General features: G+C 58.8%; 30 protein-coding genes. 25 read left to right on the forward strand and 5 right to left on the reverse strand.

Features of this window, described 5'->3' with window-relative positions; translation table 11 throughout:
* Positions 1 to 16: 16 nt before the first annotated feature.
* From ACA065_RS06520 to recX, 20 genes are all read left to right on the forward strand, one after another.
* Positions 17 to 355: a phage tail protein gene (locus tag ACA065_RS06520; RefSeq protein ID WP_236465104.1), complete on the forward strand. Its 339-nt coding sequence runs from the start codon at positions 17 to 19 to the stop codon at positions 353 to 355.
* A gap of 59 nt (positions 356 to 414) precedes the next feature.
* The gene (locus ACA065_RS06525) at positions 415 to 1,098 is read left to right on the forward strand and encodes a phage minor tail protein L (protein ID WP_236447358.1); all 684 of its coding nucleotides are present in this window, start codon (positions 415 to 417) and stop codon (positions 1,096 to 1,098) included.
* 2 nt (positions 1,099 to 1,100) lie between these two features.
* On the forward strand, positions 1,101 to 1,874 hold the full coding sequence (locus ACA065_RS06530) for a C40 family peptidase (RefSeq protein WP_236447357.1): 774 nt from the start codon (positions 1,101 to 1,103) through the stop codon (positions 1,872 to 1,874).
* Positions 1,875 to 1,907: 33 nt separating this feature from the next.
* Positions 1,908 to 2,540 (forward strand): tail assembly protein, encoded by a 633-nt coding sequence (locus ACA065_RS06535; RefSeq protein ID WP_497693805.1) that lies wholly within the window; start codon positions 1,908 to 1,910, stop codon positions 2,538 to 2,540.
* Between the two features lie 60 nt (positions 2,541 to 2,600).
* Positions 2,601 to 6,452: a TipJ family phage tail tip protein gene (locus ACA065_RS06540; protein ID WP_497693806.1), complete on the forward strand. Its 3,852-nt coding sequence runs from the start codon at positions 2,601 to 2,603 to the stop codon at positions 6,450 to 6,452.
* Positions 6,452 to 6,733: a hypothetical protein gene (locus tag ACA065_RS06545; protein ID WP_236447354.1), complete on the forward strand. Its 282-nt coding sequence runs from the start codon at positions 6,452 to 6,454 to the stop codon at positions 6,731 to 6,733. Before ACA065_RS06540 ends, ACA065_RS06545 begins: the two co-directional genes overlap by 1 nt.
* Positions 6,733 to 7,437, forward strand: coding sequence for a hypothetical protein (locus ACA065_RS06550; RefSeq protein WP_497693807.1), 705 nt, complete (start codon positions 6,733 to 6,735; stop codon positions 7,435 to 7,437). Before ACA065_RS06545 ends, ACA065_RS06550 begins: the two co-directional genes overlap by 1 nt.
* 98 nt (positions 7,438 to 7,535) lie before the next feature.
* The gene (locus ACA065_RS06555; protein ID WP_497693808.1) at positions 7,536 to 8,564 is read left to right on the forward strand and encodes a pyocin knob domain-containing protein; all 1,029 of its coding nucleotides are present in this window, start codon (positions 7,536 to 7,538) and stop codon (positions 8,562 to 8,564) included.
* A gap of 2 nt (positions 8,565 to 8,566) precedes the next feature.
* Positions 8,567 to 8,893, forward strand: coding sequence for a hypothetical protein (locus tag ACA065_RS06560; protein WP_497693809.1), 327 nt, complete (start codon positions 8,567 to 8,569; stop codon positions 8,891 to 8,893).
* A gap of 66 nt (positions 8,894 to 8,959) precedes the next feature.
* On the forward strand, positions 8,960 to 10,063 hold the full coding sequence (locus ACA065_RS06565) for a pyocin knob domain-containing protein (protein WP_497693810.1): 1,104 nt from the start codon (positions 8,960 to 8,962) through the stop codon (positions 10,061 to 10,063).
* The gene (locus tag ACA065_RS06570; protein WP_497693811.1) at positions 10,063 to 10,383 is read left to right on the forward strand and encodes a hypothetical protein; all 321 of its coding nucleotides are present in this window, start codon (positions 10,063 to 10,065) and stop codon (positions 10,381 to 10,383) included. Before ACA065_RS06565 ends, ACA065_RS06570 begins: the two co-directional genes overlap by 1 nt.
* Complete coding sequence (locus ACA065_RS06575) at positions 10,373 to 10,645, forward strand: hypothetical protein (RefSeq protein WP_497693812.1); 273 nt, start codon at positions 10,373 to 10,375, stop codon at positions 10,643 to 10,645. Before ACA065_RS06570 ends, ACA065_RS06575 begins: the two co-directional genes overlap by 11 nt.
* Before the next feature lie 68 nt (positions 10,646 to 10,713).
* The gene (locus tag ACA065_RS06580; protein WP_497693813.1) at positions 10,714 to 11,808 is read left to right on the forward strand and encodes a hypothetical protein; all 1,095 of its coding nucleotides are present in this window, start codon (positions 10,714 to 10,716) and stop codon (positions 11,806 to 11,808) included.
* Complete coding sequence (locus ACA065_RS06585) at positions 11,805 to 12,158, forward strand: hypothetical protein (protein ID WP_497693814.1); 354 nt, start codon at positions 11,805 to 11,807, stop codon at positions 12,156 to 12,158. Before ACA065_RS06580 ends, ACA065_RS06585 begins: the two co-directional genes overlap by 4 nt.
* Positions 12,151 to 12,342 carry a hypothetical protein gene (locus ACA065_RS06590; protein ID WP_497693815.1) on the forward strand — a complete coding sequence of 64 codons (192 nt, stop codon included), beginning with the start codon at positions 12,151 to 12,153 and terminating at the stop codon, positions 12,340 to 12,342. The genes ACA065_RS06585 and ACA065_RS06590 overlap by 8 nt, the downstream gene beginning before the upstream one ends.
* Complete coding sequence (locus tag ACA065_RS06595; protein WP_497693816.1) at positions 12,339 to 12,890, forward strand: glycoside hydrolase family 19 protein; 552 nt, start codon at positions 12,339 to 12,341, stop codon at positions 12,888 to 12,890. The genes ACA065_RS06590 and ACA065_RS06595 overlap by 4 nt, the downstream gene beginning before the upstream one ends.
* A complete protein-coding gene (locus tag ACA065_RS06600) occupies positions 12,878 to 13,357 on the forward strand; it encodes a lysis system i-spanin subunit Rz (protein WP_497693817.1) in 480 nt (159 codons plus the stop codon). The genes ACA065_RS06595 and ACA065_RS06600 overlap by 13 nt, the downstream gene beginning before the upstream one ends.
* A gap of 81 nt (positions 13,358 to 13,438) precedes the next feature.
* A complete protein-coding gene (locus tag ACA065_RS06605) occupies positions 13,439 to 13,939 on the forward strand; it encodes a CinA family protein (protein WP_497693818.1) in 501 nt (166 codons plus the stop codon).
* A gap of 83 nt (positions 13,940 to 14,022) precedes the next feature.
* Positions 14,023 to 15,081, forward strand: a complete 1,059-nt coding sequence (recA, locus tag ACA065_RS06610) for a recombinase RecA (RefSeq protein ID WP_497693819.1) — start codon at positions 14,023 to 14,025, stop codon at positions 15,079 to 15,081.
* A gap of 8 nt (positions 15,082 to 15,089) precedes the next feature.
* A complete protein-coding gene (gene recX / locus ACA065_RS06615; protein ID WP_110624373.1) occupies positions 15,090 to 15,557 on the forward strand; it encodes a recombination regulator RecX in 468 nt (155 codons plus the stop codon).
* Between the two features lie 148 nt (positions 15,558 to 15,705).
* Here the strand turns inward: recX and ACA065_RS06620 are convergent, their stop codons facing one another.
* A complete protein-coding gene (locus ACA065_RS06620) occupies positions 15,706 to 16,818 on the reverse strand; it encodes an LOG family protein (RefSeq protein WP_497693820.1) in 1,113 nt (370 codons plus the stop codon).
* A 78-nt stretch (positions 16,819 to 16,896) separates the two neighbouring features.
* Here ACA065_RS06620 and ACA065_RS06625 point away from each other — a divergent pair, with 78 nt between their 5' ends.
* The gene (locus tag ACA065_RS06625; RefSeq protein ID WP_497693821.1) at positions 16,897 to 17,061 is read left to right on the forward strand and encodes a hypothetical protein; all 165 of its coding nucleotides are present in this window, start codon (positions 16,897 to 16,899) and stop codon (positions 17,059 to 17,061) included.
* 135 nt (positions 17,062 to 17,196) lie between these two features.
* Here the strand turns inward: ACA065_RS06625 and ACA065_RS06630 are convergent, their stop codons facing one another.
* Entirely contained in the window at positions 17,197 to 17,637 is a 441-nt protein-coding gene (locus tag ACA065_RS06630; protein ID WP_497693822.1) for a PA3611 family quorum-sensing-regulated virulence factor, read from the reverse strand.
* A 198-nt stretch (positions 17,638 to 17,835) separates the two neighbouring features.
* Here ACA065_RS06630 and ACA065_RS06635 point away from each other — a divergent pair, with 198 nt between their 5' ends.
* The 3 genes from ACA065_RS06635 (at position 17,836) to ACA065_RS06645 (ending at position 19,896) form a co-directional block, all read left to right on the forward strand.
* Entirely contained in the window at positions 17,836 to 18,555 is a 720-nt protein-coding gene (locus ACA065_RS06635) for a tRNA-uridine aminocarboxypropyltransferase (RefSeq protein WP_497693823.1), read from the forward strand.
* Between the two features lie 252 nt (positions 18,556 to 18,807).
* The gene (gene erdR / locus ACA065_RS06640; RefSeq protein ID WP_106577231.1) at positions 18,808 to 19,458 is read left to right on the forward strand and encodes a response regulator transcription factor ErdR; all 651 of its coding nucleotides are present in this window, start codon (positions 18,808 to 18,810) and stop codon (positions 19,456 to 19,458) included.
* Positions 19,459 to 19,533: 75 nt separating this feature from the next.
* A complete protein-coding gene (locus tag ACA065_RS06645) occupies positions 19,534 to 19,896 on the forward strand; it encodes a diacylglycerol kinase (protein ID WP_497693824.1) in 363 nt (120 codons plus the stop codon).
* A 3-nt stretch (positions 19,897 to 19,899) separates the two neighbouring features.
* On the opposite strand, the gene ACA065_RS06650 is transcribed toward ACA065_RS06645, so the two are convergent.
* The gene (locus tag ACA065_RS06650) at positions 19,900 to 20,826 is read right to left on the reverse strand and encodes a LysR family transcriptional regulator (RefSeq protein ID WP_169368331.1); all 927 of its coding nucleotides are present in this window, start codon (positions 20,824 to 20,826) and stop codon (positions 19,900 to 19,902) included.
* Between the two features lie 124 nt (positions 20,827 to 20,950).
* Between ACA065_RS06650 and fpr the strand changes: the two genes are divergently transcribed.
* The gene (fpr, locus tag ACA065_RS06655) at positions 20,951 to 21,730 is read left to right on the forward strand and encodes a ferredoxin-NADP reductase (protein WP_003189055.1); all 780 of its coding nucleotides are present in this window, start codon (positions 20,951 to 20,953) and stop codon (positions 21,728 to 21,730) included.
* A gap of 147 nt (positions 21,731 to 21,877) precedes the next feature.
* On the opposite strand, the gene tsaA is transcribed toward fpr, so the two are convergent.
* Together tsaA and ACA065_RS06665 are read right to left on the reverse strand one after the other, a co-directional pair.
* Positions 21,878 to 22,573, reverse strand: a complete 696-nt coding sequence (gene tsaA, locus ACA065_RS06660) for a tRNA (N6-threonylcarbamoyladenosine(37)-N6)-methyltransferase TrmO (RefSeq protein ID WP_497693825.1) — start codon at positions 22,571 to 22,573, stop codon at positions 21,878 to 21,880.
* Between the two features lie 3 nt (positions 22,574 to 22,576).
* Entirely contained in the window at positions 22,577 to 23,038 is a 462-nt protein-coding gene (locus ACA065_RS06665) for a YehS family protein (RefSeq protein WP_003189058.1), read from the reverse strand.
* Positions 23,039 to 23,068 lie beyond the last annotated feature (30 nt).

Genomic DNA, 23,068 nt, shown 5'->3' on the forward strand with positions numbered 1-23,068 from the left:
TATGCTCGGAGAAAACATGACGATAGAAACCTTCACTTGGGAGCCCAAAGTGGAACCCGTCGGCAGCGTCGAATACCGCCTGAAAACGGCCAGGTTCGGCGACGGTTATCAACAATCGGCCCAGGACGGGATCAACAATAAGAGCCAGTCCTGGCCACTGACGTTTGTCGGCGATGAAGCGCAGATCAAACCCATCATCGCGTTCCTCGACCGTCACGCCGGCGCCTCGCCGTTCTTCTGGACGGCGCCCCTGGCGGCACCTGCTCTGTACCGCTGCAAGGGTTATCAACCGACGCCCAGGGGCGCCGGGATCTACAGCTTGACGGCGACGTTCGAGCAGGCCTTTCACCCTTAGTGGGTGGCGTGTGACCCACTTGCCCCGCCACGGCGGGGTTTTCTTTGCCCGGAGAATTTATGTCCATTACTGCAGATATCCAGACCCTGGAGCCCGGGGCCTGGGTGGAGCTTTTCGAGCTCGACGCCACCTCGCTGGGTGCCGAGCTATACCGCTTTCACGGTTACCCCCAGCAGGCTTCGATCTTCTGGCAAGGCCAGGAATATTCCCCATGGCCAATCCAGGCTGAAGGCTTCGAAATGTCGGGGCAGGGCATGCAACCAACGCCGACGCTATCAGTCGGCAATGTCGGTGGTTTCATTACTGCCCTGGTGTTGTATTTCGATGACCTGGTGGGTGCGCGTCTGGTCCGTCATCGCACCCTCGGCAAGTACCTTGATGGCCAGCCCGAGGCGGACCCGGAAGAGGAATTGCCGCCGGACATCTGGTACGTCGAGCGCAAAGTCGCGGAAAGCAGCGAAGCCGTGAAGTTCGAGCTGGCCAGTGCGTTGGACTTCAACGGCGTGCAATTGCCGCGTCGGCAAATCGTTGCGAATGTCTGCTGGTGGCTGAGTTGCGGGGGTTACCGCGGCCCGTATTGTGGCTACAACGGCGGCCCCGTGGCAGATGCCAATGACGTGATCGTCACGGATGCCGCCAAGGATAAATGCGGCGGACGCCTGACCAGCTGCAAGCTGCGTTTTGGTGAGAACAACCCGCTGCCTTACGGTTCATTTCCGGCGGCAGGCCTGCTGCGGAGCTGAGTATGAACAAGCGCAACCTGGCGGCCATTGCTCGACATGCCGTGGCCCAATACCCGCACGAGTGCTGCGGCCTGCTGATTCGCGAAGGCGGTAAACGCATTTACGTGCCGTGCCGCAATACGGCGACCACGCCGAGTGAACACTTTCGTCTGGCGCCCGAGGATTATGCGGCGGCCGAAGAGCGTGGTGAAGTGCTCGCGGTGATCCACAGTCATCCGGACTACCCGGCGACGCCCAGTGAAGCCGATCGCGTGGCATGCGAAGCCTCCGGTTTGCCCTGGCACATTGTCCAGGTGCACCGCGACGATGATCAGGTGGTGCGCACCGGCGAGTGGGCCAGCCTCACACCTAACGGTTATCAGGCGCCCTTGATCGGCCGCGCCTTTGCCCACGGTGTGCATGACTGCCTCAGCATCATCCTTGACTACTACCGACGGGAATTGGGGATCGAGCTGGGCGACTACTCGCGCGAAGACGGCTGGTGGGACAAGGGCGGCAACCTCTATCTGGACAACCTGCCGACCGCTGGTTTTGAACAGGTCAGCGACTTGCAGCAAGGCGATATTGTGCTGATGCAGATTCGCTCACCAGTGCCTAACCATGCGGCGATCTACCTGGCGGACGGCAAGCTCAAGAGCGAGCCCGGTCATTACCCGGCGCCTGGCTCGATCCTGCACCACCTCTACGGCCGCGACAGCAGGCGCGATACCTATGGCGGGTATTGGGGCGAGGTCACGGTCAGCTACTGGCGGCACCGGCCGCACAACCATCATTAATCACACTGGCGGTTCTTTCGCCTGGAGTACGTCATGCATCATGAAAAAGTCAGGACGGTGCGCCTCTACGGCAGCCTGGGCGCACGTTTTGGGCGTGTGCATCGGCTGGCCGTCAGCAACGCTTCTGAGGCGATTCGCGCGCTGTGCATTCTAGTTCCCGGTTTCGAGCGTTTCCTGATGGGGTCCAAGGACCAGGGCGTGACCTATTCGGTCTTCCTGGGCAAGGACAATATTGGCCAGGATCGTCTCAAGGCACCCTCGGGGGACTCGGATATCCGTATTGCCCCGGTACTGCTGGGCAGCAAGCGCGCAGGCTCAATGCAAACGATCATCGGTGTGGCGCTCGTTGTCGCGGCGTCGTATTTTTCCGGCGGGTTGGCGGCGGCGGGAGGTGCGTCGACGTTGGTCGGCGGCACTTCTGCGGCGGGCTGGACGTTTGCCGCCAACATGGGGATTGCCCTGGCGATGGGGGGCGCAATGCAGATGATGTCCCCCCAAGCCAAGGGGCTGGGCACGATGGATCGCCCCGACAATCGCCCCAGCTATAGCTTCAACGGTCCGGTCAATACCAGCGTTCAAGGCAGTCCGGTTGGCCTGCTTTATGGCGAGTTGACGGTCGGCAGCGCGGTGATCAGCGCAGGTATCTACACCCAAGACCAACTCTAACGTTCTTCCTCTTCAACAAGCCCGCCACTGCGCGGGCTTTATTTCGCCTGAAGGAAAACCATGACTGACCTCCCTATCACTGGCAGTAAAGGTGGCGAGACCAAGCCACGCCCCTCCGTGGAGGCGCCAGACAGCCTGCAAAGCACGGCCTATGCCCGGATTCTCGATCTCGTCAGTGAAGGCGAGATTGTCGGCTTGAAAAACGACAAGCGCTCGGTGTTTCTCGATGAGACGCCCCTGGCCAACGCTGATGGCAGCCTCAATTTCAGCGGCGTAACCCTCGACACTCGCAACGGCAGCCAGGACCAGACGCACATCTCGGGTTTCCCCGCAGTGGAAAGCGAGAGCCCGGTGTCAATTGAGCTGCGCAGCGATCAGCCTTGGACCAAGTCCTATTCCAACCTGCAGCTATCAGCGGTGCGTGTTCGCCTGGCAGTCACGCGGCTGTCGCAAACCAACACCGGTAATGGCGACACCAACGGCTACACCGTGCAGTACGCCATCGATCTTTCAACCGACGGCGGCGCATTCGTGCAGGTGCTGGCGGCGGCGTTCAGCGGTAAAACCACCACTAAGTACGAACGCTCCCACCGAGTTGACCTGCCCCCGGCAAAAACTGGCTGGGCCGTGCGTGTGCGCAGGATCACGCCGAACTCCACCAGTGGCACGGTTGCCGATACCACCACCGTGGAATCCTCCACCGAGGTGATTGACGCCAAATTGCGCTACCCGGGGTCGGCACTGATCGGGCTGCAATTTGATGCCGCGCAATTTCAATCAATCCCCTCGCGCTCCTTCGAACTGCGCGGCCGGATCATCAAGGTGCCGAGCAACTACGACCCACAAACCCGCGCGTACAGCGGTGTGTGGGACGGTACGTTCAAATCCGCCTGGACCGATAACCCGGCGTGGATCTACTACGACCTGCTGTTGCATCCGCGTTATGGGCTCGGTCATTTGCTCAACGCCGGCCAAGTGGACAAGTGGGAGCTGTACCGCATCGGCCAGTATTGCGACCAGCCGGTCTCTGACGGCAAGGGCGGCACCGAGCCGCGCTTTACCTGCAACCTGTATTTGTCGGTACGGGCCGATGCGTTGAAGGTGCTGCAAGACCTGGCGACCACCTTCCGTGGCATGTCCTATTGGGGCGCAGGTTCGGTGATGGCGGTGGCGGATATGCCGGAAGATCCGGTCTACACCTACTCCAACGCCAACGTGATCGACGGTCAGTTCGTCTACGGTGGCTCGGCGAAAAAGACCCGCTACACCGTGGCCCTGGTCAGCTGGAATGACCCGAATGATTTCTACCGGCAGAAGGTGCAATACGTCGACGACGCCGATGGCATCGCCCGCTACGGCATCCAGCAAACCGAAATCAGTGCCGCCGGTTGCACCTCCCAGGCGCAAGCCCAGCGCATCGGTAAATGGGCACTGCTGACCAACCGTCTGGAAACCGAAAGCGTGACCTTCTCGGTTGGCCTGGATGGCACGTTGGCGCGCCCCGGCCAGATCATCCGCGTGGCCGACAATGACCGTGCCGGCCGTCGTATTGGTGGGCGTTTGCGTAACGCGACCCTCGACACCCTCACGCTGGACGCCGAAGTCAAAGCCGCTGCCGGTGACACCATTACCCTGGTGATGCCCAACGGCAAAGCGGTGTCGCGCGTGGTGAAATCCACCAGCGCCGGGAACGCCGACGAACAGCAGGTTGTGCTGCAAAGCAAACTCGACGAACTGCCACCGGCGCAATCGATCTGGGCCATCGACTCCGCGACCCTGGCCTTGCAACAGTTTCGCGTGCTGTCGATCTCCGAAGACTTCTCGGACAGCGAAATCAAGTACAGCCTCAGCGCAGTCAAGCACGTGCCGAGCAAATTTGCCGCGATCGACAACGGCGCAAAAATCGACCGCCCACCGATCACCGTGATTCCGCCGAGTGTGCAAGCGGCACCGACCGGCGTGACGGTCAGCAATGACCATTTTGTCGAGCAGGGCAGCGCGGTCAACGTGATGACCATCGAGTGGCAACGCCCGGCGAACGCAATTGCCTTCGAGGCTTACTGGCGCAAAAACGATGGCGAGTGGGTCTACGCCGGGCGCACCGGTGGCACCTCGCTGGAAGTCTCCGGGATTTACGCCGGGCGCTACGTGGCCAAGGTACGGGCGATCAACGCACTGGATATCGGCTCGTTGTACAGCGAATCCATTGAGACCGTGCTCAACGGCAAGACCACCTTGCCACCGACCGTTGCCGCGCTGACGACGGAGTCGCTGGTGTTTGCGATCAAGGTGAAATGGCAGATTCCGCAGGATGTGAGTACCGCGGATTTGCAGCGCACCGAGATCTGGTATGGCAAGACGGGCGACTTGGCGCTGGCGACCAAGCTGGGCGATTACGCATACCCGCAGACTGACTTGACCTTGATGGGGTTGAGCGCCGGCGCCTCGTTGTTCTTCTGGGCGCGCCTGGTGGACCGTACGGGCAATATCGGGCCGTGGTTCCCGAAGGGCTCTGCAGTGCAGGGGCAAGCGAGTTCGGATCCTTCGCCGATCCTTGAACTGATTGCCGGGCAGGTGGGCGAGACTGAACTGGGCAAGCATCTGTTCGATCGCATTGAATTGATCGATGGTTCGGGGGCCGGTTCGGTCAATAAACGCTTGGAAGCAACGCGTAAAGAGCTTGAAGGGCTGGTTGACCAAGTCACTGGCGCGCTGCTTTATGAACCAGCGAACACTTACGCCGCGGGTGATTGTGTTCGTCAGAGTAATCACTTGTATCAGGCACTTCAGGCTGTGCCTGCGGGTAACCCTCCACCCAACGCTGCTTATTGGTTGGATATCGGCTCGCTGGCGCAAAACAGCAATGCGTTGGCCGTTCAGATCCGTCAAAACAGGACTGCTATCGAAACGGTGGATGGGAAAGTCACCGCTCAGTCCCAGCAACTGAACAGTGTGAAAAGCAAGGTGGATGACCCCGTCACTGGCTTGGCAGCCACCTCGACCGGACTCAATGGGTTGAAGAGCCAAGTCACCACTCTGGATGGAAAGGTTACCAGTACGTCGGAGAAAACCGACGGGGTTTTTGCCCAGGTCAATCCGAAGATGGCGGGTGACGAGCAAACCAGTCTTGCGGGAGATGATGTTTCCCTCGCAGGCGCCTGGTCGGTCATGTCAGCGATTGCTGAAGGCGATCTTGCCCAGGCGATTAGGACGGATGCGTTGCAGGTCAAGGTCAATCAAAACCAGGCCAGTATCACCAATGTGGATACCGCTTCGGCATCACGTGATGACGCCTTGGCGCAGCGAGTGACGCGCCTGGATGCAAAGGTCAACGGTAACTCCGCGTCAGTTGACGTGCAGATGAGTACCTTGGTGAGTGCAGACAAAGCACTCGCTCAAAGTATTGATACCGTGCAGGCCAACGTTAATCAGCAGGCATTGAGTATCCAAACCAACGCCAGCGCGATTGCGGACACGAAAGGTAGATTGGCGGCCAATTGGTCTGTGCGCATGCAAGCAACTGCGGACGGTAAATATAAGTACGCCGGGATTGGTCTGGGGCTGGAAAGCGGAACGTCAGGAATACTGGAAAGCCAATTTGTGGTCGCCGCCGATAAGTTTGTGATTCTGGACGGTGGTGGCGGGACAAGCCCGTTTGCGGTGGCTGATGGGAAAGCCTTTATCGATTCGGCGTTTATAAAAAATGGCTCGATTGATATGTTGAAAATTGGCGGTGACCTCCAGTCTGATAATTACAGCAAAGAGCTGAATACGGGCTGGAAGTTGAGCAGGGATGGCGGTTTTGAAATTAATGGGAACATCGCAGGTGGCGGCTATTTGAGAATGACCAATCAATTGATTGAGATTTTTTATGGCCCCAATAAACCATGTTTGCGTGCCGGGATCTGGTGATGACTTCAGGGATTGAAATCTATGGCAGGTTGGGCGAGCTCTATATGGATGGCACCGGCCGTTATGGTCGGGTCATTGATATTTTAACGCCTAACCTTGGTACGGGCAGCAAAACCTATTCAGATATCGCTGAAGACAGCTTGGACTTCGCCTATTTTCAAGGCGACTTCCAAGCACTGACCGTCTGGAAATCCGGGCAAACGATTAACTGGCGACTCGATGATGCCTTTTACGCCGGTGGCTTTTCTGGCTCACGACTTCTCGTAGTGGTGGCTTTCTAATGAATGGATTCGAGGTGTTTAATCAGGCAGGTTTCAAGATAGCGGGTTCGGACTACCCTAACTTGGTACTGTATGGAAAAACGACGCTGGTGACGCAGAACTTTAACGTCAATGGGCCAGGTTTTAACTTTGTTAGCTACGTGGGCAGCGCGGTCGTCCCGGACGATAAGAGCACGTTACGTTTTTACCGTTCGCCGGCGGGTCATAAACTGGTAGAACAAGGCGGTCGTATATTTTCCGATGTGGTGGGGGCCTCGTTTGAGTGTTATTCATTCGGCCCGGCGCTGCCGGATTCGGCGAGCAGTGGTCTGGAAGTTCGTGATCAGGCGGGGGTCGTGAAGTTTTCTACCGGCCAGCCCTTTCTGAAGCTGGTCGGTGTCTATGTAGACACCCATCCCGCGGTGGCGACAGAAGATTTGCCGCCGCCCTATCAATATCAAACAGCCTATGTCGAGGGCGCAAGGAAGTTGGCGTTTCAATTTTCCAATGCGCATTACTATTACCGCTTGGTCCGAACGAATACGGGTAAAAGCGCCAGTTATAATAGTGTGCGAATTGCCTCGATGACCAGTTCTGGTCTTTATCAATGCAAGTTCATGACCAAGTACCAATGGACTCAGTCATGGCCTAACTCGCGTGTTTGGCAAATTCCAAACCGGGGCGCGCCTCAACGAATGCTCATCGCCGATGTGACGGGTTTGTAGCGTCTAACCACGCCCATTGCAGAGAGGGGCGCGGGTTGTCGTCGGGTAGTTAGGGTTATTTATCCGACACTGATATCTGACAGGGATAGGGGTGAGAAATGTCACGACAGGAAATTAATTTAGGCTCTTTGCCCGCCGGTCTTGGCGGCGATACGCCTCGCAGCGCCAACGTAAAAATCAACGCCATGACCCAAGAGCTGTACGGACGAGTCGATGCGCTCGGCACTGCTGCTTTGGGCACGCTCACTACCAGCACTGACGATCACACGCTGGGCCGAGTGGTCCGTGTCGGGGACTTTGGCGTAGGTGCAGTCAAATCGATAGTCGGCGCAGATTTGGATGGCCTGCGTGTTGTCGGCACTTATTACTCGATGTCCGGCGTGAATACGCCTAACGCAACGAATGGTTGGGTAACCGTCAACGAAGCCGGCCGTGGCTACACCCTGCAGGAGTACGTCGGCGTCGACAGTGCCAAATGGGTGCGAATCGAGGCCGCCGGCGTGTGGCAGCCCTGGCAAAAAGTGCTGACTGACGGTCCAGGCCTTGCTTCTACGCAACAACGGCTGGGCCTCAAGTCACGCGCCTTTCAGGCTGATGGCGAGCGCCTGCTTGGGCAGAACATCACCGAAGCAGGCAGGGCCAGTGGAGGACTGGTTTCCTCGCTGACCATCCACACCACCATGCCCTACACCGAAGGTGAATCACCGCTGATTCGGTGCGTAGGTTGCATCAACGGCTATACGTCGCCGTTTACCCTCGACCTCTCCTGGTACTACTACCAGGGCTCGTTCAACACCGGCGTTGCGCTGTTGAATTCGGCTTCGCCGGGCATCAGCAACGTACAAGGCGCGCCCGCACTGAAGGTCAGTGTGTATCGCCGCCCGGAAACAGGCTTGATGTCTGTTTACATCGGGTTCCCAGGGTTGGTGTATCTGCCGCGCTTTGCCATGTACTCGATCCAGACCGGCGCCCTTGAAGTGCCCGCAGCCTATACATCGAACTGGACCACCGTGGCCGACATCGCCCCGCCAACCGCGGCGATGAACATGGGCGCACTGTCGGTCATCACTACTCTTAACACGGCCAACTGCGCAAGGCAGGCGGATGGCTTGATAAAGGCGATTTGAGCATGCGAGCAGTTATTGAACTAAGCGGGGCTGAGGGTGTTTGCGCAGTCGTGCCCTTTGCTTATCCGAAGGTTTCGTCCAAGCGCAAGGCCGTCGGAGTCTACGAAGTACGTGGCACCTTGGGGCTGATTCCATTGCCTCCTGCAGGCAATGGTTGGGGCTACAGCATGGGTGTTGCACAGAAGGATATTTCGGCGGTGGTGACCTATTCACGCAAGGTCTTGACCGTGAAGTTGTACAAGGATGGGCAGCCTTGTGACCTGGTGGGGGCTATGTCCCTGCATGCCGAACTGATGGAGCTTGAGCCGGCTGCACAGCCTGTAATTTAACTGAATGGCGCTGTCCCGGCCCCATCGCTGATAACCCGGCCGCGATGTGCGGCATTGGAGACGCAAATGTCACGACAAGAAATACTGTTAGGTGTGCTGCCTACCGGCGTGGGCGGCGACACACCCCGTACCGCCAACGTAAAAATCAATGCAATGACGGCGGAGCTTTATGCCCGCGACGCCGCATTGGGCACAGCGGCCAACCGCAACACTACGGTAGACGGCGACGTCAGACCCGTTAATCAAAACGTACTTAAGTTTGGTGATTGGGGGCTGACAGGCTACCCGGTGGACATGGCCTCTACCGCCAGCTTCAACGACTGCACCCGCACCGGTAATTACATCTTTGGTAACAGCGGCCTGGATGGACCTGGCGCCAGTATCGAAGGCATGACTTACTGTTATGTCCTGGTTGTAGGCTCTGCCGATGCGAGCTTCTGTACCCAGGAAGCCGTGGCGCTCAACGGCGAAAAGCGCGCCACGCGTTTCCTTTGGGGCGGTGTTTGGAGCCCGTGGCGGCAGATCCTGCAAACGGGTGACTTCGGTCTCGGTGGCAATGTGGTGCTGTACGCCAAGAACATTGATGACCGAACTCAGCGCGGCCGTTATTACGTCAATAACTCAGCCCCCGGTACTCGACCTCCGGGTTACACCTATGGTGTTCTCGAAACATTTGGCTATTCCGGAGACTCGGTCCATCAAATCTGGACCGTCATCATCGGCGGCACGGCGGCGGTCAGCAAACCCACTTGGACCCGCTGCGTCTATGGCGACGGCAACTGGTCACCTTGGCGCTTGGTGTATGACCAGTCCACTGCGGTGGGCATTGTCGGGTTCAGCGCAGCGGCGGGAGGGCGCGTGCCGGCAGGCGCGTTGATGGAGTCAGGAGAAGTCACCGACGGCAACGGCAGTGTTCATCAATGGCACAAGTTCGCCACGGGCTTGATGCTCTATACCGTCCAATATAACGCCGGCACGACGGCGGGTGTGCCTATCACTATCGCGATGTATTCGGCTTTTGTGGGCAATGCCAGTTGCATGCCCAATCAGATTCCCAGTTATGCCTGGACAACGTTGAGAGGGTACGCGGCGGGTTCCAGTTGTGTGGTTTATCCGGACCAGACACTGCCGCAGTCATTCATGGTGAGCATGATAGGGATGTGGGGATAATGAAAATTCACTTTATGCCACAACAGCGTTTGGACACGGTGAAGTATCAACGTGTCGGGCCGTATCAGATTGAAGTAAATGGGGAACAGTTTGATTTTTCCCGCCTGCAGGAGGGTGATGAACTGATCGCACCTGTTGCGGTGAAAAGCACCTGGTTTGCACATCGTGTCAGTGTCGAAGGCGAACACCTTTGCCTATCGTTATTTGTGCCTGTGGCGTCGGGGTTCAACTTCAACGGCGTGCTGCCAGTGGACAGAACCATTGAGCACAATGGCGTCATTGAAGTGCCGGCGTTCAAGGAGGTGGAGCATGACAACTGAGAATATTGATTGGTCGCAGCTGACGACGGCGCGCGACCGAGCAAACAGGCTGTTGGCACCGCTCAAAGAAGCTGAAGCACGTTGGCAAACAGCGGAGATGGCGTTTATTGCCGATCAACTGATCGCGCTCGAAGACCAGGACCCGACTGCTCAGCCAGGCACCGAGCGGCAATGGCGCGACTACCGCACTCAAGTGCGCAGATGGGAAGAAGGTACCGATGGTTATCCTGCCCTCGAGTCTCGACCCCATCGCCCTGCCTGAGCGCTGCCGTTAACACGCGAACCCCGCCTTTGAGCGGGTTTTTTATTGCCCTGACTATGGAGAGTCCAATGGCACGACAGGAAATCAATATTGGTACGGCACCCACCGGCGTGGGTGGCGACACCCCGCGCAGTGCGAACGTCAAGATCAACGCAATGACTCAAGAGTTGTTCGCCCGGCAGGCTCAGTTGGGCACAGCAGCCACTTTAGATGCAGTGACCGGCAGCGATGATTTCACACCCGGTCGGGTATCAATGATGGGCCACGCAGGGTGGGGCAGCTCGCCGATTTCAAAAGCACCTACCGACGACGCCAACGAGTTGCCACGCGTCAGCGGCCTGTTTCAATTTGGCAACGGGGGAGTCAACCTGCCGAACCCGTATGTGCAGATCCTGCAGATCGCCAACACAGGCGGATACGTCTGGCAAACCGCGAAGGCCATGCTGGACGAATCGGTCTATACGCGAGGGCGGCGTGGCGATGGTGCGTGGTCGCCGTGGCGTGCTGATATCAATTCGTCGTTGTTTGCGATTGGTACAGGACAAGGCTCCACTGCAGGCGAGCTGATCGGGTTGTCGGCGGCACAGACGGCTTCGCCCAATAAGGCAAACACCGGTTTGTACAGCTACTACCTGCACCCCGATGGCGTACCCGGGTTTGGTGCAATCAGTGTGTTGTCCCAGGCGTGGGGGCATGACCCGCAATGGCGCGCGCAACTGTCGATGGCGGTATCCGGGGACGGTATCCACTTTCGCCAGTTCAGCGTCAACCCAGGGGCAGCTGCGCCGAACTGGCGCAGCATCCTTCATAACGGTAATGCGATTTCCGGAGTGCTCAATGCTGGCCCCTCGGGTGCTCTGCCGATCAACTCCGGGCTCATCGAGCGCGGCGGAGCACTCGACAATTGGTATTTTCGTTTTGCCGGCGGCCTGCAAATCTGTCAGCAGCGGTTTACCGGCTACACCGCCGGCGTCACGCGCAACGTGTCATGGTTGGCGGCTTTCGCGGATACGCCGGTGGCGGTGTTTCACAATATTTACCCGTCGGTTAATTGGGATATGACGGCCAGGTGCTACGGCAATGTCGGCTCCTATTTCTTTGTGTCTGACCTCACCCTGAACAATATCGTGACAGTGACTGCAATCGGGAGGTGGCACGCATGATTATCCATCACGTACCTTTTCGGCCGCTTGGCACCGCAAACCCGACGACTGCCTCCGTCGAGGGCGACACGCTGATCTTGAATGACGAAAGGATTGATCTTTCGCTGATCCCCGAGGGCATGACCTTGCCCATGTCCGCGATCGAGCACGAGTTGTTCGCAGGGCCGATCAGCCGTCGCAATGGTGAAATCGAGCTGACTTTGAAACTAGCAGTCAACGCGGGCGCCCCGGCCTATATGTGGCAGAGCGCAAGGCTGCAGGTATCGGCTGGGCCTGTGCCTTTTCCCGTTGAACCCGTCGAGGCCTCACCCCACGCAGCCAAGCCCCAGGAGGTAAAGCAGGATGTTTGACTTGTCGAAGCTGGAAAAAACGCCAACGCCGCAAGACCTCCAGGCGCAAGCGGAGTCCCGCGAGGCGCTCGCCTATCTGGCGTCTACCGACTGGTACAGCTTGCGGTTAATCGAGGAGCAAAAACCGGTGCCCGAAGCGATTCTGGCGGCGCGGGCGGCGGCTCGCGGCAAGGTCATCCCATGACGCTTGAGCAGTTGCAGCAAGTGTTCCCGCACGCCCGCTCTCTAGCGGGCGTTTTCATATCCGCACTCAACTCGGCCATGCTGAATCGGCAAATCACCACGCCCACACGCGTCGCCGCCTTCCTCGCCCAAATCGGCCACGAATCCGGCGAGCTGCGCTACGTGCGCGAGCTGGGCAGCGATCAATACCTCAGCAAATACGATACCGGCAGCTTGGCTGCGCGCCTGGGCAACAGCCCCGAAGCGGACGGCGACGGCCAGAAGTATCGGGGCCGGGGGCTGATCCAGATTACCGGGCGGCGCAATTATCTGGCCTGCAGCCAGGCGCTGTTTGGCGACGATCGCCTGTTGCGCCAGCCCGAGCTGCTGGAACAACCGCAGTGGGCGTGTGAATCCGCGGCGTGGTTCTGGCAGAGCAACGGCTTGAATGAACTCGCCGACCAGGACCAGTTCACCCTCATCACCCGGCGCATCAACGGCGGGCTGAATGGGCTCCAGGACCGTCTGCAAGTGTGGGCGCGGGCCAAGGCGCTGTTATGCGTTTCTTAGGCGCATTACGGCTGATCGGCGTTGGCCTGCTGGTGCTGGTGACTTGGCAGGTGCAGGCGTGGCGCTATGGTTCTCAGCTTGATCAGCAGGCGGATCTGCACGCTCAGGTGGCCTTGCTTCAACAGCAGGCCGAGCAGAAAAAACGGCTGGCGCTGGAGCAGCAACTCAGCGCCAGCGACACACAACATGCCCGGGAATTGATCGATGCCCAACGTAATCAAGCGACTCTGCGTGACCGCCTGGCCACTGCTGATGTGCGGTTGTCAGTCCTTCTCGACGCCACCGACCCCGCCATCGGCTGCTCAATGCCAACCGCTGCCACCTCCAGCGGCGTGGTTCATGCAGCCGCGCGAGCCCGACTTGACCCGGCGCATGCTCAACGAATTATCGCCATCACCGACGACGGTGATAACGCCTTGATTGCCTTGCGTGCCTGCCAGGCGTATGTGCGCGCCGTCGGGCGTTAGCATCTTGATCCAGTCTGTTGCTTGCGCGTGCGATTTGCTCCTGTAGGGTAGGCAAACCCCCGCCTACCTCTGGAGACGACCGTGAAGGAAATCACTCAATTGGCCGCTGAACTGGGGCGCCGTTTGCAGGTGCTCAATGCCCACGTCACTACCGCCGAGTCCTGCACCGGCGGCGGTATCGCCGAAGCCATCACGCGGATCCCGGGCAGTTCGGCCTGGTTTGAGGCGGGCTATGTCACTTACTCCAATCGACAGAAAACCCGGCAACTGGGTGTGCCAGAGGAGTTGTTCGGCAACGTCGGCGCCGTCAGCCAGGAAGTGGTGGAGGCAATGGTCAGGGGCGCGCAGGAAAAAAGCCTGTCGCGCTTTGCCGTGGCGGTCAGTGGTGTCGCTGGGCCCGATGGTGGTTCGCCGGACAAACCGGTAGGCACCGTCTGGCTGGCGTTTGGTGTTGGCGAGGAGATGACCGCTGAGCTGGCGCACTTCCCCGGCAACCGCGATGAGGTCCGCCGACAAACGGTAAAAGCCGCGCTAGAGGGCTTGTTGCGACGAGCTGCAGCAGAAATAGAAAATCAGGGGTAGGCGATCTTCGATCTTTGTGGAACAATACTGTCTACTTATACAGGTGTTGGCCGTCAGGCCTTATTGATTACGTGAGGACTTTAATGGACGACAACAAGAAGAAAGCCTTGGCTGCGGCCCTGGGTCAGATCGAACGTCAATTCGGCAAGGGTGCCGTAATGCGTATGGGCGATCACGACCGTCAGGCGATCCCGGCTATTTCCACTGGCTCTCTGGGTCTGGACATCGCGCTCGGCATTGGCGGCCTGCCAAAAGGCCGTATTGTTGAAATCTACGGTCCTGAATCTTCCGGTAAAACCACCCTGACCCTGTCGGTGATTGCCCAGGCTCAAAAAATGGGCGCCACCTGTGCGTTCGTCGACGCCGAGCACGCCCTCGACCCTGAGTACGCCGGCAAGCTGGGCGTCAACGTTGACGACCTGCTGGTTTCCCAGCCGGATACCGGTGAGCAAGCCCTGGAAATCACCGACATGCTGGTGCGCTCCAACGCCATCGACGTGATCGTGGTCGACTCCGTGGCTGCCCTGGTGCCAAAGGCTGAAATCGAAGGCGAAATGGGCGACATGCACGTGGGCCTGCAAGCCCGCCTGATGTCCCAGGCGCTGCGTAAAATCACCGGTAACATCAAGAACGCCAACTGCCTGGTGATCTTCATCAACCAGATCCGTATGAAGATCGGCGTGATGTTCGGCAGCCCGGAAACTACCACCGGTGGTAACGCGTTGAAGTTCTACGCTTCCGTCCGTCTGGACATCCGCCGTACTGGCGCGGTTAAAGAAGGTGACGAGGTTGTCGGTAGCGAAACCCGCGTTAAAGTCGTGAAGAACAAAGTGGCCCCGCCGTTCCGTCAGGCTGAGTTCCAGATTCTCTACGGCAAGGGTATCTACCTGAACGGCGAGATGATCGACCTGGGCGTGCTGCACGGTTTCGTCGAGAAGTCTGGTGCCTGGTATGCCTACAACGGCAGCAAGATCGGTCAGGGCAAGGCCAACTCGGCCAAGTTCCTGGCGGACAACCCGGATATCGCTGCCACGCTTGAGAAGCAGATCCGCGACAAGCTGTTGACCCCAACGCCTGACGTGAAAGCTGCAGCCAACCGCGAGCCGGTTGCGGAAGTGGAAGAAGTCGACACTGACATCTGAAGCAAACGATGACAGTTGTACTGGATACACTCGTCGCCGTTCGGCGCACTGCAATGGACCTGCTCGCTCGCCGCGAGCATGGTCGAGTCGAGCTGACGCGTAAACTGCGTCAGCGCGGCGCAGAGCCCGAGATGATTGAAACTGCCCTCGACCGCCTGACGGAAGAAGGGCTGCTGTCGGAAGCCCGTTACCTCGAAAGTTTTGTCTCCTACCGAGCGCGCTCCGGCTACGGCCCTGCGCGAATTCGCGAAGAGCTGAGCCAGCGTGGCCTGCAACGTGCCGATATCGACCTCGCCTTGCGTGAGTGCGGTATCAGTTGGCAGTCGCAGTTGGAAGACACCTGGCGTCGCAAGTTTGCCGGCCATCTTCCGATTGATGCCAGGGAGCGTGCGAAGCAAGGTCGCTTCCTGAGTTATCGCGGGTTTTCGATGGAAATGATCAGCCGCCTATTAAGCGGCCGAGACATGGACGACTGACCGGGACGGTAGGCGAGCTTTTGTGGCGAGGGAGCTTGCTCCCGCTGGGCTGCGCAGCAGCCCCAATCGCTTCACTGCAAGGTCACCTGAAGCACCATAAAAAAGGCCCACTATGAAAATAGTGGGCCTTTTTTTTGCTTTCAAAAAATCACGCCGGTTCCGGCGTCACGCGCTGCTGCGCCTTACCCTGAGCCTGCGCCCAGTTCTCCGGCAAATTGATGTAATCCACCAACTCACGCAGCCGGCCCTGATCTCTTCCATTGAAGTTGAACACCAACCGCGTCAAATGACCGAACCTCGGCTCATCATGCTCCTCGCCCGTATAGGCAAGCTGCTGGAACTCCCCACTCAGCCGCAGGCTGGCAAACTCGCTCTGCAGATGGGCCAGCGCGCGATCACTCAGTGGGTGATTCATGCGCACCACAAACTCACGCTTCAGCCAACGCGTGGAATGGAAGTTGGCATAGAACTGATTGATCTCGTCCACCGCGTCTTCCGCGCTGTGCACCAGGCGGACCAGCTTGAGGTCGGTGGGCAGGATATAGCGGTTGGCCTCCAGCTGGCTGCGGATAAAGTCCAGGGCGCCTTGCCAGAAACCGCCACCGGGCGCATCCAGCAGTACCACCGGCACCAGTGGGCTTTTGCCGGTCTGGATCAGCGTGAGTACTTCCAGTGCTTCATCCAGTGTGCCGAAACCGCCAGGGCACAGCACCAACGCATCGGCCTCTTTGACAAAGAACAGCTTGCGGGTAAAAAAGAAGTGGAAGGACAGCAGGTTCTCGGTGCCATCAATGGTCGGGTTGGCATGTTGTTCAAACGGCAGGGTGATATTGAACCCCAGGCTGTGTTCCAGGCCGGCACCTTCGTGGGCTGCCGCCATGATGCCGCCACCGCCGCCGGTGATCACCATCAGGTCTGATTGCGCCAACTTGGCGCCGACTTCGCGGGCCAAAGCGTACAACGGGCTTTCGACCGGTGTGCGCGCCGAGCCAAATACCGTCACCTTGCGGCGGCCCTTGAACTGTTCCAATACGCGGAAGGCATTGTCCAGCTCGCGGATCGCCTGCAAGGTGATTTTAGCGTTCCAACGGCTGCGGTCGTCCTGGGCCATGCGCAGAACGGTGAGGATCATGTCGCGATAAAGGGGGATATTCAGGCTGTTGGGAGCGATCAGCTGGAGTTGCGCGTCGACCTGCTGTGTGAGGTCGGTCCCGTGTTCTTCAAAATGACGGAGCAGATGGTCATTCGATTCGTAAGGCATTCAACTTCTCCTTCTTCACAGAACCTGGGCCATCGGCGAGATATTCGTCCGCGGCCACGACACTGCATGTGTCGCTGCATGCTGAAGGCGATGCACGGTGTTCGCCGAGCGGCAAAGCGGGCTCTGTATGTTCCTTGTGATTTAAAAACCTTTGCACTGCAAGTCGCAGGAGGGCAACCCTCTTTTGCCCTGAAAATGTTACAGAACGGCGTAGAAAACGCGGTGGCAGGGCTGCTGGAATGACTTGATCATGAGCCGAAAAACCCTTGGCTGGCAACCGGTTATTGGCCACACATCATCGAGTTTAGCCGTCGGCAGGCAAATGCAGCGGGGGAAGTGCGCGCCACTGGACAGCAGCGCGCGACGGTCGAGCAAAGGTTACTTTTTCTTCTTGGCTGCCGCGGGGGCTGGGCAATCCGCTTCTACGAACTTGACCGAGGCCACTGGGCGGTTGGTCTTGTTCTCGGTGATGTCATAGCGCATCACGGCGCCCTTGGCCATCAACTCGCGGTAGCCCTTGTTCAGGCACACGCTTTGACCCAGCTGGAAATACACGGCCTTGGGGTTGGCGCGCATCTGTTCGGCCCGATCAGGTTGCACACTGAGGTGATCGATCAGTTGCATGCCTTCAACGGTGTAGGCCACTTCCAGGGTTTTTTCATCGATTTCCCGGGGCAGGTCCTTGTTGCTTTCAGCCGCGACGCTTTGCAGCTTCCTATTCATTTGAGCCTCCAGCAGCGAGGCCGCGTGGGCGCCCATAGGCAGGACCAGCGCAAGGGCGACGGATGGGGCAACAAGGCGCAGCATGGAACGCAGCATGAAACTCTCCTGATTCGGTTACTGGTGCATAGACCAGCCACTGCGCTGTGCGTTCAGTGGCGCGCAATTATAGGTGACCGCTTGCCACTACAGCCAGGCGAATCGCTCGGAAGTGCGGGTGGCTCTGGTAAACTGCCGCCACTTAAAGCCTGCCTCGAGTTCCCCAGTGTCGACTTTCCCTTCTACGGGTTGCACCCGATGAGCCACGCCGTCTCCCGTTTGCGTACTCAGCGCCTGGCGCGGGCCGTGCGGCCTTTTCTCAACCGTGGCTCACGCGCCGAACGCTGCCCCGGCTGCCGGGTGATTCCCGAGTACTGCCTGTGTGCCTGGCGACCGAAGGTGCAGGCCCGCTCGGCCATGTGCCTGCTGATGCACGATGTCGAGCCGATGAAACCCAGTAACACCGGCTGGCTGATCGCCGATGTAATCGACGACACCACCGCGTTCGCCTGGTCGCGCACCGAGGTCGATCCCGAACTGCTGACCTTGCTGGCTGACCCGCAGTGGCAACCCTACATTGTGTTCCCTGGTGAATTCGTCGTGCCCGAGCGGGTTGTCAGTGAGGTGATAGTGGAGGAGGGCAAGCGTCCGCTGTTCATTTTGCTGGATGGCACTTGGAGCGAAGCGCGCAAGATGTTCCGCAAAAGTCCCTACCTGGAACATTTGCCAGTGCTGAGCCTGGCACCCGAGCAGTTGTCGCGTTACAAGCTGCGCCGTTCCAAGCGAGATGACCATTTCTGCACCGCCGAAGTCGCGGCGCTGTGCCTGGAGTTGGCGAGCGATCAAGCCGCCAGCGAAGTGCTGGACGCCTACCTCGACGTCTTCAGCACCCATTACCTGGCCGCCAAGTTCCAGTTGCCCCTGGACCTGACCGACATCGTCCATACTCGCCTTGCACCCTATATACCGGCGGTATAACCAGACGACGTTTGCATGATGGCACCGTAAACCTGCACCCCGCTAAAATGCCCACGGGCGTAGTGCTTGACCCCCTAGGCTACGCTGGGCATGCTGGGCGCCGATTGGGGCGTAACCGTGAATTTTCAGCGTCGTTGCAGGTGTTTTTGACGTTGAGCATGCCCTGTGGCGATGGCTGCCTGGCTGTTGCCTTGTGTACTGGCGAACCCTGAACCCATCAGGGCTGCCATAAAAAACAGGATCATTTAATCAATGGCCACATACGAAATCCTGATAGCCGATGACCACCCGCTGTTTCGCAGTGCGCTGCATCAGGCGGTTACCCTGGGCCTCGGCCCGGACGTGCGACTGGTTGAGGTGGCCAGCATTGCCGAGCTGGAAGCCCGCCTCACCGAAAAATCCGACTGGGACCTGGTGCTGCTCGACCTCAACATGCCCGGTGCCTATGGTTTTTCCGGGTTGGTGCTGTTGCGCGGGCAATACCCGCAGATCCCGGTGGTGATGGTCTCGGCCCAGGAAGAAGCCGACGTGGTGGTGCGCTCCAAGGAGTTTGGCGCCAGCGGTTTCATTCCCAAGTCCAGTTCAATGGAAGCGATCCAGAAAGCCGTGCGCACCGTGCTGGATGGCGATGTGTCCTGGCCGCCGCAAGCGTTTGAAGAAATCAACGTGTCCGACGAAGCCAAGGCGGCCCGTGATGGCCTTGCCAGCCTGACACCCCAGCAGTTCCGCGTGTTGACCATGGTCTGCGAAGGCTTGCTGAACAAACAGATTGCCTATGAGCTGAGTGTGTCTGAAGCGACCATCAAGGCCCACGTTACGGCGATTTTCCGCAAGCTGGGCGTGCGTACGCGTACTCAGGCGGCGCTGCTCTTGCAACAACTTGAGTCAATTTCGCAGCATTAAGTTGTTACTGATTCACGCTTTTTTGACTTTGCGTGATCTAGTTTCCCCACTCCTTTGGTTCAGTTGCCTACATCTATGTCGCCTTTCAAGGGTCAAACCGGTATCAAACGTATCTTCAACGCAGGGGGCTATTCCCTGGATGGCCTGCGCGCGGCTTTCACCGGCGAGGCAGCTTTTCGCCAGTTGGTGTTGCTCAACGTGATCCTGATCCCGCTGAGCTTTTTCCTGCAGGTCAGCCGTGTCGAACGCGCCTTGCTGATTGCAGTGTGCTTGCTGGCGTTGATCGTCGAATTGCTCAATTCGGCAGTGGAAGCTGCCATCGACCGGATCTCCCTCGACCTGCACCCGCTGTCGAAAAACGCCAAGGACATGGGCAGCGCCGCGCAATTCGTGGCACTGACCATGATCACCCTGGTGTGGGCCGTGATCCTGATCTAAGGCTCAGGCGATGCTCGGCAGCACGATCTCGTCGCTGCGCTGCACCCCGGCGGTGAAGGCGCGGCACAGCTCCAGGAACTCGCGCATTGCCGAGGTCTGGTACTTCTGTTTATGCCAGATGAAATAGAACTGCCGGGCCAGGTCCAGGTCCGGCGTTTCCACCGGCACCAGGCTGCCACGGCGGAACGCATCGCGTAGCGCCAGCCGGGAAATACAGCCAATCCCCAGCCCGGACTCCACCGCACGCTTGATCGCCTCGGTGTGTTCCAGCTCCAGGCGGATATTCAGCGCGCTGCGGTGATGCCGCATGGCCTGGTCAAAGGTCAGGCGCGTGCCGGAGCCTTGTTCGCGCAGGATCCATGCTTCATGGGTCAACTCTTCCATAGTCGCCACGCCACGCTTGGCCAAATGATGCTGCGGTGCGCAAAACACCACCAGCTCGTCTTCTACCCAGGTTTGCACCTCGATGTCCGGGTGGCTGCAGTCGCCTTCAATTAGACCCAGGTCAATTTCGTAGTGCGCCACCTGATGCACGATATGTGCAGTGTTCTGCACATGCAGCTTCACCTGACTCTCGGGGTGTTGCTGCATGAAGCTGCCGATCAGCAACGTTGCCAGGTAATTGCCGATGGTCAGGGTGGCGCCGACCGCAAGCGAGCCGAAACCGGACTTGCCGTTGAGCAGGTCTTCGATCTCCTTGGCTTGATCCAACAGTGCCACGGCCTGGGGCAACAGCTGATGACCGAGGGCGTTGAGGCTCAGGCGTTTGCCCGCGCGGTCGAATAATTGGCAGCTGGATTGGCGCTCCAGCTCGGTAATCGATGTGCTGGCGGCGGATTGAGATAAGGCCAGAAGGCCAGCAGCGCGTGAGACGCTTTCCTGCTGGGCGACGGCGACGAAGACTTGCAGTTGACGGAGAGTAAATCGCATATCGATATAACCGATAACCCTTATCTTAATAATCCAGTTAACAGATATTGTCGCCGCCATTAGAATGCTGTGCAATTGCGCATCTCAATCTTGGCGCAGACCCATTTCCAGGAGTTCCCCGTACATGAGCAACATGAACCACGAGCGTGTCCTCAGTGTTCATCACTGGAACGACACTCTGTTCAGCTTCAAGTGCACCCGCGATCCGGGCCTGCGCTTCGAGAACGGTCAGTTCGTGATGATCGGCCTGCAACAGCCTAATGGCCGCCCGCTCATGCGCGCTTACTCCATTGCCAGTCCGAACTGGGAAGAGCATCTGGAGTTCTTCAGCATCAAGGTGCCTGATGGCCCGCTGACTTCCCAATTGCAGCACTTGAAGGAAGGCGACGAGATCATCATCAGCAAAAAACCGACGGGCACCCTGGTGCTTGACGATTTGAAGCCGGGCAAACACCTGTACCTGCTCAGCACCGGTACGGGCCTCGCTCCATTTATGAGCGTGATCCAGGACCCGGAGACCTACGAGCGTTTCGAAAAAGTGATCCTGTGCCACGGCGTGCGTTACGTCAACGAAGTCGCCTACCGCGAATTCATCACCGAGCACCTGCCGCAGAACGAGTTCTTCGGTGAGGCCCTGCGTGACAAGTTGATCTACTACCCGACCGTGACCCGAGAGCCGTTCGAAAACGAAGGCCGCCTGACTGATCTGATGCGCAGCGGTAAGCTGTTCAGCGACATCGGCCTGCCGCCGATCAACCCCGAGGACGACCGCGCCATGCTGTGCGGCAGCCCAAGCATGTTGGACGAAACCAGCGAAGTGCTGAACAGCTTCGGCCTGAAAGTTTCGCCACGTATGCGTGAGCCGGGTGATTACTTGATCGAGCGTGCGTTCGTCGAGAAGTAAATCAGTCAGGCCGTGTGCTGACTGAGCAACAAAGAAGCTCTAAATGTGGGAGCGGGCTTGCTCGCGAAGACGGTGTATCAGTCGCCAAATCGGTTGGCTGAGACACCGCTTTCGCGAGCAAGCCCGCTCCCACATTTGGTTTCTGGTTTATCCAGCTGGAACCACTTCCAGCACACAGATCACGCCCGCCTCAGGATAGTGCCAGCGCACATCCACATCCCAGAACTGCGCCCCATACTCACGCTCCGGCCCTGGCGTCTGATACGCCGGCCGTGGGTCCTGCGCCAAACATTGCTCGATCAACGCCACCAAGGGCTCGTCAAGGCGCTCAGCATGGCTTTGCGCCTGGAACAGTGCAGTCTTGAGCCACTGCACAGGAATCAGCGGCGGTGCGCCGCTGGCGATGCTGTTGGTGGCGCTGTCGATGATGTCCGCATACGGCACGTACGGCTTGATATCCAGCACCGGCGTGCCATCAAGCAGATCAATCCCGGAAATCCACAACCGGCCAGGCTCGACCTTGTCCAGTTTCACCACGGATTGGCCAATGCCATTGGGCCGATGAGTCGCACGGGTGGCGAACACGCCCATGGACGTGTTGCCGCCCAAACGTGGCGGCCGCACTTTCAGGCGTGGCTTGTCTTCCAGGGCCTGGTGGAACAGAAACAGCAACCACACATGGCTGACCTGCTCCAGACCCTGCACCGCCTCACCTTGATCAAACGGCGCCACCAGCTCCAGTACGCCACGGGCGGCCGGTGCCAGTTGCGGCTGGCGCGGGATGGCGAACTTCTCCTTGAAGCAGGAGCGCACGAAGCCGACAGGCGAGACGTTGTAACTCATGGCTTACGCGCGAACCCGCAGGGTCAGGCCCTTGAGGAAGTTGCGCAGCAACTGGTCGCCACAGGTGCGGTAGTTGGTGTGGCCGAACTTGCGGAACAGCGCGCTCAGCTCGGGCTTGGACACCGGGAACTCGGCTGCCTTGAGAATGGCGTGCATGTCGTCTTCCTTCAGTTCGAAGGCCACGCGCAGTTTCTTGAGGATGATGTTGTTGGTCACCGGGGTTTCGATCGGCTGCGGTGGACGGCTTTCGTCCTTGCCGCGCTTGAAGATCACCAGGCCATCGAGGAAGTGGGCCATGACGTCATCCGGGCAGAACACAAAGCCTTCTTCCTCGTCTTTCTTGAGGTAGGTCAGCAGGTCTTCCTTGGTTACGTCCATGCCGCCGAGCTTGATGATCTCGACCATCTTGTTGTCGCTGATGTCGAGCATGTAGCGCACGCTGCGCAGTACGTCGTTGTGAATCATGGTGGGCAATCCTGGTATTCAACTGAGGAC

The organism is Pseudomonas sp. LBUM1640 (genome assembly GCF_059716225.1).

Bases quoted from the DNA above. Each gene is read 5' to 3' on its own strand.
- ACA065_RS06520 (WP_236465104.1), top strand. From the start codon at position 17: ATGACGATAGAAACCTTCACTTGGGAGCCCAAAGTGGAACCCGTCGGC.
- ACA065_RS06525 (WP_236447358.1), top strand. From the start codon at position 415: ATGTCCATTACTGCAGATATCCAGACCCTGGAGCCCGGGGCCTGGGTG.
- ACA065_RS06530 (WP_236447357.1), top strand. From the start codon at position 1,101: ATGAACAAGCGCAACCTGGCGGCCATTGCTCGACATGCCGTGGCCCAA.
- ACA065_RS06535 (WP_497693805.1), top strand. From the start codon at position 1,908: ATGCATCATGAAAAAGTCAGGACGGTGCGCCTCTACGGCAGCCTGGGC.
- ACA065_RS06540 (WP_497693806.1), top strand. From the start codon at position 2,601: ATGACTGACCTCCCTATCACTGGCAGTAAAGGTGGCGAGACCAAGCCA.
- ACA065_RS06545 (WP_236447354.1), top strand. From the start codon at position 6,452: ATGACTTCAGGGATTGAAATCTATGGCAGGTTGGGCGAGCTCTATATG.
- ACA065_RS06550 (WP_497693807.1), top strand. From the start codon at position 6,733: ATGAATGGATTCGAGGTGTTTAATCAGGCAGGTTTCAAGATAGCGGGT.
- ACA065_RS06555 (WP_497693808.1), top strand. From the start codon at position 7,536: ATGTCACGACAGGAAATTAATTTAGGCTCTTTGCCCGCCGGTCTTGGC.
- ACA065_RS06560 (WP_497693809.1), top strand. From the start codon at position 8,567: ATGCGAGCAGTTATTGAACTAAGCGGGGCTGAGGGTGTTTGCGCAGTC.
- ACA065_RS06565 (WP_497693810.1), top strand. From the start codon at position 8,960: ATGTCACGACAAGAAATACTGTTAGGTGTGCTGCCTACCGGCGTGGGC.
- ACA065_RS06570 (WP_497693811.1), top strand. From the start codon at position 10,063: ATGAAAATTCACTTTATGCCACAACAGCGTTTGGACACGGTGAAGTAT.
- ACA065_RS06575 (WP_497693812.1), top strand. From the start codon at position 10,373: ATGACAACTGAGAATATTGATTGGTCGCAGCTGACGACGGCGCGCGAC.
- ACA065_RS06580 (WP_497693813.1), top strand. From the start codon at position 10,714: ATGGCACGACAGGAAATCAATATTGGTACGGCACCCACCGGCGTGGGT.
- ACA065_RS06585 (WP_497693814.1), top strand. From the start codon at position 11,805: ATGATTATCCATCACGTACCTTTTCGGCCGCTTGGCACCGCAAACCCG.
- ACA065_RS06590 (WP_497693815.1), top strand. From the start codon at position 12,151: ATGTTTGACTTGTCGAAGCTGGAAAAAACGCCAACGCCGCAAGACCTC.
- ACA065_RS06595 (WP_497693816.1), top strand. From the start codon at position 12,339: ATGACGCTTGAGCAGTTGCAGCAAGTGTTCCCGCACGCCCGCTCTCTA.
- ACA065_RS06600 (WP_497693817.1), top strand. From the start codon at position 12,878: ATGCGTTTCTTAGGCGCATTACGGCTGATCGGCGTTGGCCTGCTGGTG.
- recA (WP_497693819.1), top strand. From the start codon at position 14,023: ATGGACGACAACAAGAAGAAAGCCTTGGCTGCGGCCCTGGGTCAGATC.
- recX (WP_110624373.1), top strand. From the start codon at position 15,090: ATGACAGTTGTACTGGATACACTCGTCGCCGTTCGGCGCACTGCAATG.
- ACA065_RS06620 (WP_497693820.1), bottom strand. From the start codon at position 16,818: ATGCCTTACGAATCGAATGACCATCTGCTCCGTCATTTTGAAGAACAC.
- ACA065_RS06625 (WP_497693821.1), top strand. From the start codon at position 16,897: ATGCTGAAGGCGATGCACGGTGTTCGCCGAGCGGCAAAGCGGGCTCTG.
- ACA065_RS06630 (WP_497693822.1), bottom strand. From the start codon at position 17,637: ATGCTGCGTTCCATGCTGCGCCTTGTTGCCCCATCCGTCGCCCTTGCG.
- ACA065_RS06635 (WP_497693823.1), top strand. From the start codon at position 17,836: ATGAGCCACGCCGTCTCCCGTTTGCGTACTCAGCGCCTGGCGCGGGCC.
- erdR (WP_106577231.1), top strand. From the start codon at position 18,808: ATGGCCACATACGAAATCCTGATAGCCGATGACCACCCGCTGTTTCGC.
- ACA065_RS06645 (WP_497693824.1), top strand. From the start codon at position 19,534: ATGTCGCCTTTCAAGGGTCAAACCGGTATCAAACGTATCTTCAACGCA.
- ACA065_RS06650 (WP_169368331.1), bottom strand. From the start codon at position 20,826: ATGCGATTTACTCTCCGTCAACTGCAAGTCTTCGTCGCCGTCGCCCAG.
- fpr (WP_003189055.1), top strand. From the start codon at position 20,951: ATGAGCAACATGAACCACGAGCGTGTCCTCAGTGTTCATCACTGGAAC.
- tsaA (WP_497693825.1), bottom strand. From the start codon at position 22,573: ATGAGTTACAACGTCTCGCCTGTCGGCTTCGTGCGCTCCTGCTTCAAG.
- ACA065_RS06665 (WP_003189058.1), bottom strand. From the start codon at position 23,038: ATGATTCACAACGACGTACTGCGCAGCGTGCGCTACATGCTCGACATC.